The following is a 15491-nucleotide window of genomic DNA, read 5'->3' as shown; positions in this document are numbered from 1 at the left end:
TGCCCATCCCTCCCACGCACGTGCCTCCACGAACGCGTCTCCGCGAGAACGCCTCCACGGAACACCTCCGTGCACGCGCTCCCGCGAACCGCTCCCGCTACAGCGGGGCCATGGTGTCCGCGATGCCAGGATTATCCGCCATCCAGGCCTTCACCGCCTCTTCCTCATGTCCCGTACCGCGCTTCTGGATCTCGTTCTCCAGACCGCCGAGCTGCTCCTCGCTCAGCTTGAAGTCCTTGAACCACTTGGTCAGCCGCGGGTAGTTCTCGGGGAAGTCCTTGTTGGTGACGGTGGTGAGCTGGTCGCCCTCACCGAAGGCCTTCTTCGGGTCCTTCAGTTTGGTCAGGTCGTACTCGTTGTAAGCCCAGTGCGGGGTCCAGAGCATGACCGCGATCGGCTCCTTCTTCGCGTACGCCCGCTTCAGTTCGGCGAGCATGCTGGGCGTGGAGCTGTCGACGACCTCGTAGGACTTGTCGAGCCCGTACTCCGGCAGGACCTTGTCCTTGAGGATGTTCATGGTCTCCGTGCCGGCCTCGATCCCGACGATACGGCCCTTGAACTCGTCCTCGCGGCCCTTGAGGTCATCGAGGGACTCGACGCCCTTGACATACGAGGGGACGGAGATCTCCAGCGAGGTCGGGCCGTACCAGGACCCGAGGTTGTGCAGACTCTCGTGGTACTTGTCCCAGTATCTCTTCTGCGTGTTGGGCAGCCAGCCGTCGAACTGGACATCGATCTGGCCGCGGGACATCGCCGCGTACATCGGACCGACCTCGAACTGCTTGAGGTTCATCGTGTACCCGCGCTCCTCCAGGACCGCCTTCCACAGATAGGTGGCGGCGATGTCCTCCTCCCACGGGAACCACGCGACCTGCAAGGGACGCTCGCGTTCGTCCTTGCCGTTCGCGGCCTTGGCGGCGTTCCCGGCCTGGGCTACCGGGGTCCACTTGTCGGCGACACCGGGGTTCTCCTTGAGCCAGGCGCGGACGGCGTCCTGCTCCTTGCCCTTGCCGGTTACCTGGATCTTGGCCTCAAGGCTGGTGAGCTGCTTCTCGCTCATCGAGAAGTCCTTGAGCCACTTGGCCACCTGCGGGTTGTCGTCCGAGAAGCCCTTGCGGGCCAGGGTGTGGACGCCGTCGCTCTCCGCGCCGAAGGCCTTCTTCGGGTCCGCCAGCTTGGTCAGGTCGTAGTCGTTGTAGGCCCAGTGCGGGGACCAGAGCACGACCGCGATCGGCTCCTTCTTCGCGTACGCCCGCTTCAGCTCGGCGAGCATGCCGGACGTCGAGCCGTCGATGAGTTCGTACTCGGTGTCGAGGCCGTACGCCTTGAGGACCTTGTCCTTGAGCAGGCCCATCTCGCCCGCGCTGGGCTCGATGCCGACGATCCGGCCCTTGAAGGTGGAGGACTTGCCCTTCAGGTCGGCCAGGGAGTTGACGCCCTTGACGTACGAGGGCACGGAGATCTCCAGGGAGGTCTTGTCGTACCAGGCCCCCATGTCCTCCAGCTTGTCCTTGTACTTGGCCCAGTAAGTGGCGTGGGTGACCGGCAGCCAGGAGTCGGTCTGGATGTCGATCTGACCCGCCGCCTGGCCGGTGTAGAGCGAGCCGGCCTCGTACTGCCGCGCGTCGACCTCGTAGCCGCGCTGCTCCAGCAGCTCCTTCCAGAGGAAGGTGGACGCGATGCCCTCGTCCCAGGGGATGTAGCCCATGCTGATCTTCTTGCCCTGGCCGACGTTCTTCCCGTCGGCGGCGGTGCCACCGGACGAGGAGCCGCCGAACAGGCCGATGCCGCCCGCGACGAGCGCGAGGACGACCACACCGGCGATCGCGACGACGGGCTGGGGACGGTGGTTCCAGATCTTCGGTCCGCCGGTCAGCTCCTTCGCCTTGGCCAGCGCGCGGCGGCCGACCGGGGAGACCTGGAGGCTGAGCGAGCCGGTGATCCGGTCCAGGTACACGGCCAGGATGACGACGGAGAGACCCGCCTCGAAGCCGAGACCGATGTCGATGTTGCCCAGGGCGCGGTAGACGGCGCCACCGAGGCCGCCGCCGCCGACCATGCCGGCGATGACCACCATGGACAGGCCCAGCATGATGACCTGGTTGATACCCGCCATGATCGTCTGGAGGGCCAGCGGCAGCTGGACCCGCAGCAGAGTGTTGCGCGGGGTGGTGCCGAACGCCTCCGCGGCCTCGACCAGTTCCCCGTCGACCTGCCGGATACCGAGCTCGGTCATCCGGACGCCGGGCGGCAGGGCGAAGATGATCGTGGCGATGATGCCGGGCACCACGCCGATCCCGAAGAAGACGACGCCCGGGATCAGATAGACCATCGCGGGCATGGTCTGCATCAGGTCCAGCACCGGCCGGACGATGGAGCTGACCGTCTTGGACCGCGCGGCCCAGATGCCCAGTGGTATCGAGATGACCAGCACGATGATCGTCGCCACGAGCACCAGCGAGAGAGTCTCCATCGACTCGTCCCACAGCTCGATCGAGTCGATCAGCGCGAAGCCGGCGAAGGTGAGGACACCGGCGGACAGGCTGCGCAGCCACCAGGCGAGCACGGCCAGAATGCCCGCGAGAAGCAGCGGCTCAGGGGCGGAGAGCACCGCGTTGATGCCGTCGTACATGCCCGAGACGATCGAACCGATCGCGTCGAACAGCCAGGAAAGGTGGTTCTGGAGAAAGTCGACCGCGCTGTCGACCCAGTCGCCGAGAGGGAGCCTAGGCACTGGCTACCGCCTTGTCGGTGCTGGTCTTCGAGACGGTGGTCCCGGCGGGCTCGTCCACGAGGACCGAAGGCGTCATCGGCTCGCCCAGGACGGCCAGCAGCCTGGCGCGCGGGACGACTCCGACGAGCTCGCCCGTGTCGTCGGTGACGGCCACGGGAACCGCGCTGGTGGAGCAGGGCGTGAACAGCTCGATGATCGGGGTGGACTCGGCCACCCTGGCGGGCGCCGCGTCGAGCACCTCCCGCGCGGTACGCAGTTCCTTGCCACCGTCCGCACGGGCGCCGAAGGCGGTCTCCGGGTCGGCCATGATCGCACCGGCGGTGAGCACCCGGGAGCGGTCGACGTCCTGGGTGAAGGAGGCGACGTAGTCGTTGGCCGGGGTGACGAGGATGTCCTCGGCGCTGCCCTGCTGGACGATCGCGCCGTCGCGCATGACCGCGATCCGGTCGCCGAGGCGCATGGCCTCGTTGAGGTCGTGGGTGATGAACACGATGGTCTTCTTGAGCCGCTTCTGGAGCTGGAGCAGCTGATCCTGCATATCGCGGCGGATCAGCGGGTCGAGGGCGCTGAAGGACTCGTCCATGAGCAGCAGATCGGCGTCGGTGGCGAGCGCGCGGGCGAGGCCGACGCGCTGCTGCATACCGCCGGAGAGCTCATCGGGCCAGGACGCCTCCCAGCCGCCCAGGCCGGTGAGTTCCAGCGCCTCGGCGGCGCGCTTCTCGCGCTCGGCCCGGGGCACGCCCTGCACTTCGAGGCCGTACCCGGCGTTCTCCAGAACGCTGCGGTGCGGGAAGAGCGCGAAGTGCTGGAAGACCATGCTGATCTTGGTGGAGCGGACGCGGCGCAGCTCCTGCGGGCTCAGGGCGGTCAGGTCCTGGCCGTCGAAGAGCACCCGTCCCGAAGTGGGGTCCAGCAGTCCGTTGAGCATGCGCAGCAGCGTGGACTTACCGGATCCGGAGAGACCCATCACCACGAATATCTGCCCGGGCTCGACCGAGAACGAGGCGTCGATCACCGCTGCGGTCGTACCGTCGGCGCGAAGCTCGTCACGGTCCGTACCGTTTTCGAGCTTCGTCACGGCTTCGTCTGGTCGTCTGCCGAATACCTTGTACAGGTGTTCGGCTTGCAGCCTGGACACATACACCTCACGCGTTGAACGGAAAACGGCCCGTCACCCCCGCGGGCGGGCCGTGGAGCGGGCGGATTCTGTCCGCTGACAGGACACGGTGGGTGACACCGCGACCTGGTTCGCTCCAGTCGCGCGCCTGCCCGCGCTTACACCGACCAAACAAAAAGGTGTCCCAGGTCACTCTCCTGAGGGAACACTTCGACCTGAAAGGCTCTTTCCGAGACGGACCGATCACCGTCGGTCACCGCGCGCGCCCGTCCGCCCGATGCGGTCCGCGAGCCCGTCCACCCCGATGCGGCCTGCGTGCCCGTCCGCCCCGATGCGGTCTCGGGGATGCGGTACGGGGGCGATGTCAGTGGCCTGGGGCATCATCGGGGTGTGACGCGACGCCTGATGCTCCTCGACACCGCCTCCCTCTACTACCGGGCCTACTTCGGGGTTCCCGACTCCGTACGGGCCCCCGACGGCACCCCGGTCAACGCGGTGCGCGGTCTGCTGGACTTCATCGGCCGGCTGGTCCAGGACCACCGCCCGGATGAGCTGGTGGCCTGCATGGACGCCGACTGGCGGCCCGCGTGGCGGGTGGAGCTGATCCCCTCCTACAAGGCCCACCGCGTGGCACAGCCGCATGAGCAGGGGCCCGACGAGGAGGACACCCCGGACACGCTGGCGCCACAGGTCCCGATCATCGAGGCGGTGCTCGACGCGCTCGGCATCGCCAGGGTGGGTGTCGCGGGCTACGAGGCGGACGATGTGATCGGCACGCTCGCCGGCCGGGCGACGGGCCCGGTCGACATCGTCACCGGCGACCGCGATCTCTATCAGCTGATCGACGACAAGCGCGGCGTGCGGGTGCTCTACCCCCTCAAGGGCGTGGGGTCGCTGCATCTCACGGACGAGGCGGCGCTGCGGGAGAAGTACGGGGTCGACGGCCCCGGCTATGTCGATCTGGCCCTGCTGCGCGGGGACCCGAGCGACGGGCTGCCCGGGGTGCCGGGGATCGGCGAGAAGACCGCGGCCAAGCTGCTCGACGCCTTCGGCGATCTGGCCGGGATCATGGCGGCGGTCGACGATCCGCGTGCGAAGCTCACGCCGTCCCAGCGCAAGCGGCTGGACGAGGCCCGGGACTATGTGGCGGTCGCGCCCACGGTGGTCCGGGTGGCCGGTGACGTACCGCTGCCGGTCTTCGACCCGGCGCTGCCCACTGCGCCGCGCGATCCGGCCATGGTCGACGCGCTCGCCACCCGGTGGGGGCTGGGTGGCGCCCTGCGGCGACTGCTCGCCACCCTCCAGCCGTGAGTGTTAGCTTAGGTAAACCTAAGCAGCGCAACCGTCAGGGAGACCGCCGTGGCAGAAAAGCCGGCCCGCACGTCGCCGAAGGCCCATGAGGGGCAGGTCGTACGTACCGAGTGGATCACCCCGCACATGGTGCGCGTGGTCCTGGGCGGTGAAGGGCTGGCCGCGGTGGAGTGCGGCGAATTCAGCGATCACTACGTCAAGGTGCTGTTCGCCCCCGAAGGGGTGAGCTATCCCGAGCCGTTCGACATCGAGCGCATCCGCGCGGAGTTCCCGCGCGACCAGTGGCCCGCCAACCGCACATACACGGTGCGCGGTTGGGACCCGGCGGCGCGCGAGCTGGCCATCGACTTCGTCGTGCACGGCGACGAGGGGCTGGCGGGTCCGTGGGCGGCGCGTGCGCGGCCGGGCGAGACGGTGCGTTTCCTCGGCCCCGGCGGTCTCTACGTACCGGACCCGGCGGCGGACTGGCATCTGCTGGTGGGGGACGAGAGCGCCCTGCCCGCGATCGCCGCGTCGCTGGAGCGGATGCCGGCCGGTGCTCTCGTCCACGCCTTCGTCGAGATCTCGGGCGCCGAGGAGGAGCAGAAGGTCACGACGCCCGACGGGACCGGGATCACCTGGCTGCACCGCGGGGAGCGTCCGGTGGGCGAGTCGCTGGTCGCCGCCGTCCGCGGCCTCGACTTCCCCGCGGGGGACGTCCACGCGTTCGTACACGGCGAGGCGGGCTTCGTGAAGGAGCTGCGCCGCCATCTGCGGCTGGAGCGGAACGTCCCGCGCGAGCGGCTCTCGATCTCGGGGTACTGGCGGCTCGGCCAGACCGACGAGGCCTGGCGGGCCGTCAAGCGCGAGTGGAACGAGCGGGTGGAGCGCGAGCAGGAGACCCCGGCCGCCTGAGCGCGGCCCCTCCCCTTCGGCCCCTGTCGCGCCTTCGGCCCCTGCCACGCGTGCGAGCAGGGGCCGAAGGGTGCGAGCGAGGGCAAGGGACCGGGCTCTGGCTCTAAACGGACTTCTGGTACGAGCGGAACGTACGGGTCGACAGCCAGACCGCCACCACCGCCAGGGCCAGCAGCGCGCCGCCCCTGGTCAGTACGTCGCCCCAGTCGGGTGTGGCCGCCAGCGCGGAACGTCCCGCGACCATCGCCCAGTTGACCGGGTTGAAGTCCGCGATCGTGGCCATCCAGGACGGCATCTGGGCGGGCGCCATGAAGGCGGAGGAGAGAAACGTCAGCGGCAGCAGCAGGAACGTGTTGATGCCGATGATCGACTCACGCTCGCGCACCAGCATGCCCAGCGCGTTGGAGAGCGCCCCGAAGACCGTACCGAGCAGGATCGAGGCGGCGACCAGCACGATCAGCCCGCCCGCCCCGCCCGGGTAGCGGGCCCCGCCGAGCAGCCCGAGCAGCACGATGATCACCGACTGGCCGGCCGTACTGATGCCGTTCTGCACGACATTGGCGTGCATGAGGGCGCTACGGCTGACCGGGGTGGTCAGGAAGCGGTTGAGCGTGCCGCGTTCGATCTCCTCCAGCGTCCCCATCCCGGCCCACATGCTGGAGCCGAGCGCGCTCATCACCACGATGCCCGGGACCAGATAGTCCAGATAGGTCGTGGTGCCGAAGCCGCCCAGCTCGACGACTCTCTTGAAGAGATTGCCGAAGAGGAACAGCCAGATCACCGGCTGGATCAGTGAGATCAGCAGAAAGACGGGCTGGCGCACGATCGCCATCAGCTGACGCTGCGTCATGTACCAGGTGTGGGCGAGGGTTTCGGTGCTCACCGGGCACCTCCGTCGGCGGCCTGGCCGGAGGTACCGGCCCCGGCGCTGTCCGCCTGGGCCTCGGCCTCGGAGAACCGGCGGCCCGCGTACCGCAGATAGACGTCGTCCAGGGAGGGGCGGGCCACGGTCGCGGCGGCCACGGCCGCTCCGGCACGCTCCAGCGCGGCGAGCAGGACGGGGACGGCGGCGGCGCCGTCGTCGGCGCGGACACTGACCCGGCGGCCGTCGACCGCCAGGTCGTGCAGACCGGCCAGCCCGGCGAGTACGCCGGTGAGAGCCGCCCTGTCACCGTCGGCACGCAGCTCCAGATGGACGGCGTCGCCGCGCAGTTCACCCTTGAGCGCGTCGGGGGTGCCCTCGACCACGATCCGGCCGCGGTCGACGATCGCGATGCGCTCGGCGAGCCGGTCGGCTTCCTCCAGATAGTGCGTGGTGAGCAGGATGGTCAGACCCTCGTCACCGGAGAGGCGGGTGATCTCGTCCCACATGGCGGTACGGGCCTCCGGGTCGAGCCCGGTCGTCGGCTCGTCCAGGAAGAGCACCTCGGGCCTGTGGACCAGGCCGAGCGCCACATCGAGCCGGCGCCGCATACCGCCGGAGTACCCCTTGACCAGCCGCCGCGCGGCGTCGCTGAGAGCGAACCGGTCCAGCAGTTCGTCGACGCGGCGGTTGAGTTCCGCCCCTCTGAGGCCGTACAGCCTGCCCTGGAGGACGAGGTTCTCCCGGCCGGTGGCGGCGGGATCGGCGCCGGACTTCTGGGCGACGACGCCGATCGCACGGCGTACCCGGCCGGGGTGGCGCAGCACATCGTGGCCGGCGACCGTGGCCGTGCCGCTGTCGGGGCGGGCGAGGGTGGTGAGGATCTTGACGGTGGTGGACTTGCCGGCGCCGTTGGGGCCGAGCAGTCCGAGGACGGTGCCGGCCTCGACGGTCAGGCCCAGGCCGTTCAGGGCGGTGACGCCGCCGGGATAGGTCTTGACCAGACCGTCCGCCCGTACGACGGGCGTTCCGGTGCCCGTCGGTCCGTCGCCGGTCGGTCCGGTACGCGTGGATCCGGTACTCATGGTTCCCATACTCGTGCTCGTGCTCACGACTGAGCTCTCCTGTGGTTGAGCGGGTGGCTCGGGGCCGTCCGTGCCTGAGCGGGTTGCTCAGGCCGGTCCGGGCCGGTCCACGCGAAGAGCGCCGGGCTATCCTGGGCGTGCCGCGCCTCGATCGCCGGGCGCCTTCGCGGTGGTCCGGTCCGGGGTGAGAGACCCCGGCGGGGGCTGCTGCAACAGCGACCGCCGGGGTCGTTTCCGTTGAGGGCCGGAGTCGGCCGGGTCAGGGTTTCCGGGAGTGGTCCTCCTCCCCCGCGGTGTCCAACGGCCGCTCATGCTCCAGCTCCTGCCACTCCGGTGGCGGCCGGCCGGTTTCGTGCAGGGTCCGCCAGCCGTCGAGACCGGAGAGCGATCCCTCGCCGATCTCCTTGAGGAACCCCTGGATCCAGGCCTCCTCGGCCTCGATCATGTGCAGCTGGAACTCGGTCTCCACGACGAAGAGCCGCGGCAGCGTCTCGTAGAGCCGCTCCAGCACGCCCCGCATACCGGCGGCCCGGACGCGCAGCGCCGAGACCCGGTCCTCCAGCAGCGCGGTCACCTCGTCCGGCGGCAGGACACCCATCAGCGAGAGGGCCGTCTCGAACAGCGGGAACTCACGGGCGGGGACGGCCAGCAGATCCGCCATCCACTCCAGCATCTCCTCGTACCCGGTGGAGGTGAGGCCGTACAGCGTGCGCTCAGGCCGGTTGCCCTGCCGCTGCACCTCCGCCACCTCGACGAAACCGTGCTTCTCCAGGTTCTGGACGACGGTGTAGAGCGATCCGAAGTTGATCTTGACGCTGTTCTCCTTGCCGCGCTGCCGCAGCGTCTGCGCGATCTGGTACGGGTGCATCGGCCGCTCCGAGAGCAGCGCCATCACCGCGAGCGCCAGCGGATTGCTCAGCTTGCGCCGTTTCGCCCCCATCGCGCCTCTCTCACCCTCGTCACTCCACCCCGAATACTCGTCTGCGAACATATCGCGAGGCCTCCATGTCCGTCAATCGCGATACATCGCAATTCTTCCGCGCCATCCGGTGCGGGATCAATCCCCGGGACGGACCAATCCATCGGTGTCCCCGCTCCGAATACACGGTGACGTCTGGTCGGATGGCCGGACGGGATGATGCCGGACGAGCGGGTCGGCTCCGTCCGCTCCGTGGAGGAAAGCCGCGTGAAAGAAGCTGTACACATCGGCGGGCCCGCTGCGGCGGGGCCCGATCTGCAGGAACTCCTCGGCCAGGTGGCCAGGGGCGACCAGGAGGCGTTCTCCCGTGTCTACGACCAGGTCTGCGGCCCCGTCCTGGGGCTGGTGCGCTCCGTACTGCGCGACCCGGCCCAGTCCGAGGAGGTGGCACAGGAAGTGCTGCTGGAGGTCTGGCGCACCGCCGCGCGCTTCCGGCCCAGCCGGGGCAGCGCCATGACCTGGGTGCTGACGCTCGCCCACCGCCGGGCGGTGGACCGGGTGCGCTCGGCGCAGGCGGCGGGCGACCGTGAGCACAGGGCCGCGCTGCTCGACCGTACCCCCGCCTTCGACCAGGTCACCGAGCAGGTCGAGGCCACCCTCGAACGGGAGCAGGTGCGCCGCTGTCTGCGCACGCTCACCGAACTCCAGAACCAGTCCGTGACCCTGGCGTACTACCGGGGCCTGTCCTATCGCGAAGTGGCGGAACTCCTCTCGGTCCCGCTGGGCACGGTCAAGACACGACTTCGCGACGGCCTCATCCGGCTGCGCGACTGCCTGGGGGTGAACGCGTGACCACCGCGGATCTGCACACGCTGACCGGCGCGTACGCGCTGCACGCCCTGGAGCCCGGTGAGCGCGCCGAGTTCGAACGGCACAGGGCGGTCTGCCCGGCCTGCGACCAGGAGGTACGCGAACTGGTCGCCACGGCGGCCCGGTTGGGAAGGGCGGTCACCGTGACTCCACCGGCCGCGCTCAAGGAGCAGGTGCTGCGCAGGATCGCCACCGAACGGCAGGAGCCGCCGGAGGTCGCCCCGCGGCCCCGCCCCGGAGGCGGAACCGCCCGGGGGCGCGCGCTCTCCCGGTTCGCCCTGGCGGCGTGCCTGGCCGCGGCGGCGTTCGGAGGGGTCGCGGTGTGGCAGCACCAGGAGGCACGGGACGCGCACCAGCGTGCGCGCGCATCGGAACAGCGGTCCGCGGAACTGGCCGCGGTCCTCGGCGCCCCGGACGCCAAGATCGCCGGCGGCAGGCTGCCGGACGGCGCGACCGGCACCGTGGTCGTCTCCCGTAGCCGCGACAAGGCCGCGTTCATCGCGTCGGGGATGCCGAAACCACCGAAGGGCAAGGTCTACCAGCTCTGGTACGACGACGGAGGGACGATGCGCTCCGCCGGCCTGATGGACCCCACGGGCGGCTCGGACGCCGTCCTGATGGCCGGCCGGGTGGGCGCGGCGTCGGGAATGGGCATCACGGTGGAACCGTCGGGCGGCTCCGTGCGGCCGACATCGCCGCCGCTGGCCCAGATGAACTTCCCGGCCGCTTAGGGCAACGTCGGGAACGCGCGCGGACACGACGTGCGCGGACGGACGGGCAGTGAGGCAGCGAGGAACAGGGACATGAGCGTTGCGGTGGTGCTCTTCACCTCGGATCTGCGGGTGCACGACCAGCCGGTGCTGCGCGCCGCCGTGGACGGGGCCGAGGAGGTGGTGCCGCTCTTCGTCCGCGATCCCGGGGTGGCGGCGGTGGGCTTCGACGCGCCCAACCGCCGTGCCTTCCTGGCCGACTGCCTGGCCTCGCTGGACACCGCCCTGCGCGAGCGAGGCGGCCGGCTGGTCATCCGTTCGGGTGATCCCGTCGAGCAGGTCTGCCGGGTCGTGCGCGAGAGCGGCGCCCGGCAGGTCCATGTGGCGGGCGGCGTGAGCCGGTACGCGGCGCGCCGGGAGGAGCGGCTGCGTACGGAGCTGCCTGCCGCGGGAGCCGCCCTGACCGTGCACGACGCGGTGGTCACGGCGGTGCCGCCGGGGCAGATCGCCCCGGCGGGCAGGGACCACTTCGCGGTCTTCACCCCGTACTTCCGCCGCTGGGAGGAGACGGGCCGGCGCGCGGTGACGGCCGCGCCCGGGAGCGTACGGGTGCCACGGGTCGACGGCGAGCCGCTGCCCGCGCGCGGTGCGGTCGCGGGGGTCTCGCCCGGTCTGGCCGAGGGCGGCGAGGCGGTGGCGCGCGAGCGGCTGGCGGCCTGGCTGGCCGACGGGATCGCGTCGTACGAGGACCGTCACGACGACCTGTCCGGCGACGCGACCTCCCGGCTCTCGCCGTACCTCCACTTCGGCTGTCTCTCACCGGTGGAGCTGGTGCTACGGGCGCGGCGCCGGCGCGGTCCGGGGGCGGCGGCGTTCGTACGGCAGCTGGCCTGGCGGGACTTCCACCATCAGGTACTGGCGGCGCGCCCCGCGTCGGCGTGGTCCGACTACCGGACGCGCGGGGATCACTGGCGTACGGACGAGAAGGAGATCAGCGCCTGGCGGGAGGGACGCACCGGCTACCCAATCGTCGACGCGGCCATGCGCCAGCTGTCCCACGAGGGCTGGATGCACAACCGGGGACGGCTGCTGGTGGCGAGCTTCCTGACCAAGACGCTGTACGCGGACTGGCGCGTCGGCGCGCGGCACTTCCTGGATCTGCTGGTGGACGGCGACCTCGCCAACAACCAGCTCAACTGGCAGTGGACGGCGGGCACCGGCACGGACACCCGCCCCAACCGCGTCCTCAACCCGCTCACCCAGGCCAAGCGCTTCGATCCCCACGGCGACTACGTACGGCGCTGGGTGCCGGAGCTGGCCGGGGTGGACGGGGCGGCCGTCCACCAGCCGTGGCTGCTGGACGCCCGGGACCGGGGCCGGCTCGACTATCCGGACCCGATCGTGGACCTCGCCGAGGGCCGGGACCGCTTCTCCCGGGCCCGGGGCCTCGGCTGACCGTCCCCGTGAGGGCGGGCCCTGCTCCCGGCGCGCGCGGTCCGGTCCCCGGCATGCGCTGTCCCGGGCGCTGTCCCCCGCGTGCGCTATCCCCGGGAGCGCGCGCCCCGGCGCGGCGGCAGTGGGAAGAAGCCGCTGGTACGGGCCGCGTACACGGCCCAGCCGGGGCGGTCCGCCATACGCCGCTCCAGCAGGCGCTTCCCGCTGCCGCCGATCAGCAGGAAGCTCATCACCAGCGGACCGGCCACGGTCGCGGCGGCCACCACCGGTTCGTCGCAGACGATCAGGAACAGCCCCCACCACACGCAGAAGTCGCCGAAGTAGTTCGGGTGCCTGGTCCAGCTCCACAGACCCCGGTCCATGATCCGGCCCTCGCTCGCCGGGTCCGCCTTGAAGCGGGCGAGTTGGCGGTCCCCCACCGCCTCGAAGAACAGCCCGGCCGCCCAGAGAGCGCAGCCGGCGTAGGCGGCCGGGCCGAGCGCTCCCGGCAGATACTGCGCGGCCTGCACGGGCAGCGAGACGAGCACCACCAGCACGCCCTGGAGCAGATAGACCATGCGCAGCGCGTAGAGGCTCCGGCTGCCCGGCGCCCTGGCGAGCAGCGCCTCGTACCGGGGGTCCTCGCCGTGCCCCCGGCCCCGCGCGGCGATATGACCCGCCAGCCGCAGCCCCCATACGGCGGTCAGGACGGTGACGAGCAGCCGCCGTCCGTCGTTCCCCTCCCCCGTCGACATCGCGTACGAGACGAGCGCGACCGCCGTGAAGGCGATGCCCCAGGCGATGTCGACGATCCGGTGGAGCCGCTTGGCGACGGCGAACGCGAAGGTGACGAGCATGACGGCGAGGGCCGTGGCCAGGGCGGGGCCGATGCCCAGCCCGAACCGCGCCCATGGATAGCCGCTCACCGGACGCCGTCCCGCCGCCGCGCGTCCCGGGCGCGCGCGTCCTGTGCGTACCAGTCGCGCTGCGTGGCGGGCATCCCGCTCCCACCCGCCGCCGTCGGACGCACGGCGAGGATCTGGTCGACGCCCATACGGCGTTCCTCGAAGGCCAGCGCCCCACCCACCAGATAGAGCCGCCAGACGCGCGCGGTCTCCTCCCCGACGAGCGCGACGAACTCCGGCCAGCGCTCCTCCAGCGTGCGGTGCCAGTCGCGGACCGTACGGGTGTAGTGCTCGCGCATCGACTCCACGGCCCGCACCTCCAGGCCCGCGCCCTCCAGCAGCGAGACGGTGTCACCGAGCGGTCGCATATGCATGTCGGGAGCGATGTACGACTCGATGAAGGCCCCGCCGCCCGGTGCCGTCGCCCCCCGGGACATCTGCTGGACCAGCGCCCTGCCCCCGGGCCCGAGCACGCGGTGCAGGGCCGCGGTGAACGCGGGGTATTCGGCGTCGCCGACGTGCTCGCCCATCTCGACGGCCGACACCGCGTCGTAGCCGCCGCCGGTGAGATCGCGGTAGTCGCGGTGCCGTACCTCGACCAGTGCGCCGAGGCCGCGCTCCTCGACCCGCGCGCTCACATACGCGGCCTGTTCCCGGGAGAGCGTGACGGCGGTGACCCGGGTCCTGTACCGCTCGGCCGCGTAGAGCGTGAGCGACCCCCAGCCGCAGCCGATGTCCAGCAGCCTGGCGCCTTCGCGCAGCCCGAGCTTGCGGCAGATCAGCTCCAGCTTGTCGCGCTGCGCGTCCGACGGTCCGTAGCCGGGCTCGTCGCTCGTCCAGTAGCCGCAGGAGTACGCCATCGTCGCGTCGAGCAGCAGCGCGTAGAAGTCGTTGGACAGGTCGTAGTGATGGCTGATGGCCGCACGGTCGCGGGCCTTGCTGTGCCGGGCGCCCGTCAGCCGCGCCTCGGACACGGGCGCGGGGAGCCGCGGTCCGACGGCGCCGAGGCGCAGCGCGGTGGCCAGCGCCCTGGCCCGGTCGCCGAATGTGAGCCGCGGCGGGCGGAGGCCGCGCTCGCGCACGGCGCCCCAGACGGCCCGCAGCCCGTCGGTGAGATCTCCCTCGAAGTCGAGTTCGCCGGTGATGTACGCCTGGGCGAGGCCGAGTTCGTCGGGCCGCCGGACGAGTCTGCGCAGGGCGCGCCGGGAACGGAGCACGACGACGGGGGCGCCGTCGGGACCGGCCGTCGATCCGTCCCAGGCGCGCAGCCGCAGCGGCAGGGAGCCGCCGAGAAGCTGTTCGGCGAGCGGGAAGAGGTGCTGGGCGGCGCCGGTTCGCGGCCGGGGCTTCAGCTGGGGACCCGTCATCCGCAGGTCTCCTCCTTGGTGAGTGTCAGCTGCTGGACATCGAGATAGCCGGAGCGGAAGCCCGCTTCGGAGTAGGCGAGGTAGAAGGTCCACAGCCGGCGGAACGTCAGGTCGAAGCCGAGGGCGTCGACCCGCGGCGCCTGCTCGGTGAAGCGCTCCCGCCAGAGGCGGAGGGTTTCGGCGTAGTGCGGGCCGAAGCCGTCCCGGCCGGCCACGCGCAGCGCCGTGTGTTCCGCGGTGATGTGTTCGATCGCCTCGACGGACGGCAGGAATCCGCCGGGGAAGATGTACTTCTGGATCCAGGTGAAGGTGTCCTTGGTGGCGAGCATCCGGTCGTGCGGCATGGTGATCGCCTGGAGGGCGACGCGTCCGCCGGGGGTGAGGAGCCGGTCGAGCGCGGTGAAGTACTCCGGCCAGAACTCCGCCCCGACGGCCTCGATCATCTCGACGCTGACGATGGCGTCGAAGGTGCCGTCGACCGCGCGGTAGTCGAGGAGTTCGACCCGGACGCGGTCTTCGAGGCCCGCCGCGCGGATCCGTTCCCGCGCCAGCTCCCGCTGTTCCCGGGAGAGCGTCACGGTCCGTACCCGCGCCCCGCGCGCCGCCGCCCGGATCGCCAGCTCGCCCCAGCCGGTACCGATCTCCAGCAGTTCGGTGCCGGGGCCGACCGCCGCCCGGTCGAGCAGCCGGTCGATCTTCCGGTGCTGGGCGGCGGCCAGCAGCGAGCGGTCGGCCGGGAAGCCGCGGAAGAGGGCCGAGGAGTAGGAGAGGGTCTCGTCGAGGAAGAGCGCGAACAGTTCGTTGGAGAGGTCGTAGTGCCGGCTGATGTTGCCCCGCGATCCCTCGGGGGTGTTGCGCTGTGCCTCGGGATGTTTCGGTGCCCAGCGGGCACGCAGCCTCTGGAGCGGCTCGGGGACGAGGTCGGCGGCCCGCCCGGCCAGGACGGTCAGGACGCCGACCAGATCGCGTGCCTCCCACTCGCCGGCCATGTAGGACTCGCCGAAGCCGATCAGTCCGCCGGCGCCGATCCGCCGGAAGAACGCCCCGGGGTCGCGCACCTCCATCAGCGGGCCGCCGCGCCCGAGCGTCTCGGTGCCGCCGAGGCGGACTCGGAGCGGCAGCCCGTCGAGGGCGTGCCGGACGATCCGCCCGGCCAGGGCGGTACGGAGCCATGAGGCGCGCGGCTGATGAGCCACGTCGGGCCAGCGGCGGGGGTCGGCCGGCGCGGACGGCGACGGGGACGCGCACGGCGAGGACGGCCCGGGGGACACCGGGGAGACGGA

Annotated in this window: 13 protein-coding genes; 5 read left to right on the top strand and 8 right to left on the bottom strand. The window is 71.1% G+C overall.

Annotated elements, in window-relative coordinates; all coding sequences use genetic code 11:
• Positions 1 to 97: 97 nt before the first annotated feature.
• Both CU044_RS34215 and CU044_RS34210 read right to left on the bottom strand, forming a co-directional pair.
• On the bottom strand, positions 98 to 2734 hold the full coding sequence (locus tag CU044_RS34215; protein ID WP_129772636.1) for an ABC transporter permease/substrate binding protein: 2637 nt from the start codon (positions 2732 to 2734) through the stop codon (positions 98 to 100).
• Complete coding sequence (locus CU044_RS34210; protein WP_193564139.1) at positions 2727 to 3872, bottom strand: glycine betaine/L-proline ABC transporter ATP-binding protein; 1146 nt, start codon at positions 3870 to 3872, stop codon at positions 2727 to 2729. The genes CU044_RS34215 and CU044_RS34210 overlap by 8 nt, the downstream gene beginning before the upstream one ends.
• A gap of 384 nt (positions 3873 to 4256) precedes the next feature.
• Between CU044_RS34210 and CU044_RS34205 the strand changes: the two genes are divergently transcribed.
• The gene (locus CU044_RS34205; protein ID WP_129772839.1) at positions 4257 to 5162 is read left to right on the top strand and encodes a 5'-3' exonuclease; all 906 of its coding nucleotides are present in this window, start codon (positions 4257 to 4259) and stop codon (positions 5160 to 5162) included.
• 48 nt (positions 5163 to 5210) lie between these two features.
• Entirely contained in the window at positions 5211 to 6056 is an 846-nt protein-coding gene (locus CU044_RS34200) for a siderophore-interacting protein (RefSeq protein WP_129772634.1), read from the top strand.
• Positions 6057 to 6159: 103 nt separating this feature from the next.
• Here CU044_RS34200 and CU044_RS34195 read toward each other — a convergent pair whose 3' ends face one another.
• The 3 genes from CU044_RS34195 to CU044_RS34185 form a co-directional block, all read right to left on the bottom strand.
• Positions 6160 to 6906 (bottom strand): ABC transporter permease, encoded by a 747-nt coding sequence (locus CU044_RS34195; protein ID WP_129772838.1) that lies wholly within the window; start codon positions 6904 to 6906, stop codon positions 6160 to 6162.
• 29 nt (positions 6907 to 6935) lie between these two features.
• A complete protein-coding gene (locus CU044_RS34190; RefSeq protein WP_129772633.1) occupies positions 6936 to 8003 on the bottom strand; it encodes an ATP-binding cassette domain-containing protein in 1068 nt (355 codons plus the stop codon).
• A gap of 259 nt (positions 8004 to 8262) precedes the next feature.
• Positions 8263 to 8943 (bottom strand): PadR family transcriptional regulator, encoded by a 681-nt coding sequence (locus tag CU044_RS34185; RefSeq protein WP_129772837.1) that lies wholly within the window; start codon positions 8941 to 8943, stop codon positions 8263 to 8265.
• A 246-nt stretch (positions 8944 to 9189) separates the two neighbouring features.
• On the opposite strand from CU044_RS34185, the gene CU044_RS34180 reads away from it, so the two are divergent.
• The 3 genes from CU044_RS34180 to CU044_RS34170 all read left to right on the top strand — a co-directional run bounded on the left by CU044_RS34180 (position 9190) and on the right by CU044_RS34170 (position 11957).
• Positions 9190 to 9774: a sigma-70 family RNA polymerase sigma factor gene (locus tag CU044_RS34180; RefSeq protein ID WP_129772632.1), complete on the top strand. Its 585-nt coding sequence runs from the start codon at positions 9190 to 9192 to the stop codon at positions 9772 to 9774.
• Positions 9771 to 10523: an anti-sigma factor gene (locus tag CU044_RS34175; protein WP_129772631.1), complete on the top strand. Its 753-nt coding sequence runs from the start codon at positions 9771 to 9773 to the stop codon at positions 10521 to 10523. Before CU044_RS34180 ends, CU044_RS34175 begins: the two co-directional genes overlap by 4 nt.
• Positions 10524 to 10595: 72 nt before the next feature.
• Positions 10596 to 11957, top strand: a complete 1362-nt coding sequence (locus CU044_RS34170; protein WP_129772630.1) for a deoxyribodipyrimidine photo-lyase — start codon at positions 10596 to 10598, stop codon at positions 11955 to 11957.
• Positions 11958 to 12043: 86 nt separating this feature from the next.
• Here CU044_RS34170 and CU044_RS34165 read toward each other — a convergent pair whose 3' ends face one another.
• From CU044_RS34165 to CU044_RS34155, 3 genes are read right to left on the bottom strand one after another with little or no spacing between them, the layout of a single operon-like run.
• Complete coding sequence (locus CU044_RS34165; RefSeq protein WP_193564138.1) at positions 12044 to 12862, bottom strand: DUF1295 domain-containing protein; 819 nt, start codon at positions 12860 to 12862, stop codon at positions 12044 to 12046.
• A complete protein-coding gene (locus tag CU044_RS34160) occupies positions 12859 to 14208 on the bottom strand; it encodes a cyclopropane-fatty-acyl-phospholipid synthase family protein (protein WP_129772629.1) in 1350 nt (449 codons plus the stop codon). Before CU044_RS34160 ends, CU044_RS34165 begins: the two co-directional genes overlap by 4 nt.
• The gene (locus CU044_RS34155) at positions 14205 to 15479 is read right to left on the bottom strand and encodes a cyclopropane-fatty-acyl-phospholipid synthase family protein (protein ID WP_240046020.1); all 1275 of its coding nucleotides are present in this window, start codon (positions 15477 to 15479) and stop codon (positions 14205 to 14207) included. The genes CU044_RS34160 and CU044_RS34155 overlap by 4 nt, the downstream gene beginning before the upstream one ends.
• Positions 15480 to 15491: the final 12 nt, after the last annotated feature.

This window comes from Streptomyces sp. L-9-10 (assembly GCF_004151105.1).
Classification (GTDB): domain Bacteria; phylum Actinomycetota; class Actinomycetes; order Streptomycetales; family Streptomycetaceae; genus Streptomyces.
Note: the sequence above shows the minus strand (reverse complement) of the source record. Positions and strands in the feature narration are given on the sequence as shown.

Excerpts from the sequence above, each read along its gene's own strand:
- CU044_RS34205 (WP_129772839.1), top strand. The coding sequence starts at position 4,257 with ATGCTCCTCGACACCGCCTCCCTCTACTACCGGGCCTACTTCGGGGTT.
- CU044_RS34195 (WP_129772838.1), bottom strand. The coding sequence starts at position 6,906 with ATGACGCAGCGTCAGCTGATGGCGATCGTGCGCCAGCCCGTCTTTCTG.
- CU044_RS34190 (WP_129772633.1), bottom strand. The coding sequence starts at position 8,003 with ATGAGTACCGGATCCACGCGTACCGGACCGACCGGCGACGGACCGACG.
- CU044_RS34185 (WP_129772837.1), bottom strand. The coding sequence starts at position 8,943 with ATGGGGGCGAAACGGCGCAAGCTGAGCAATCCGCTGGCGCTCGCGGTG.
- CU044_RS34170 (WP_129772630.1), top strand. The coding sequence starts at position 10,596 with ATGAGCGTTGCGGTGGTGCTCTTCACCTCGGATCTGCGGGTGCACGAC.
- CU044_RS34160 (WP_129772629.1), bottom strand. The coding sequence starts at position 14,208 with ATGACGGGTCCCCAGCTGAAGCCCCGGCCGCGAACCGGCGCCGCCCAG.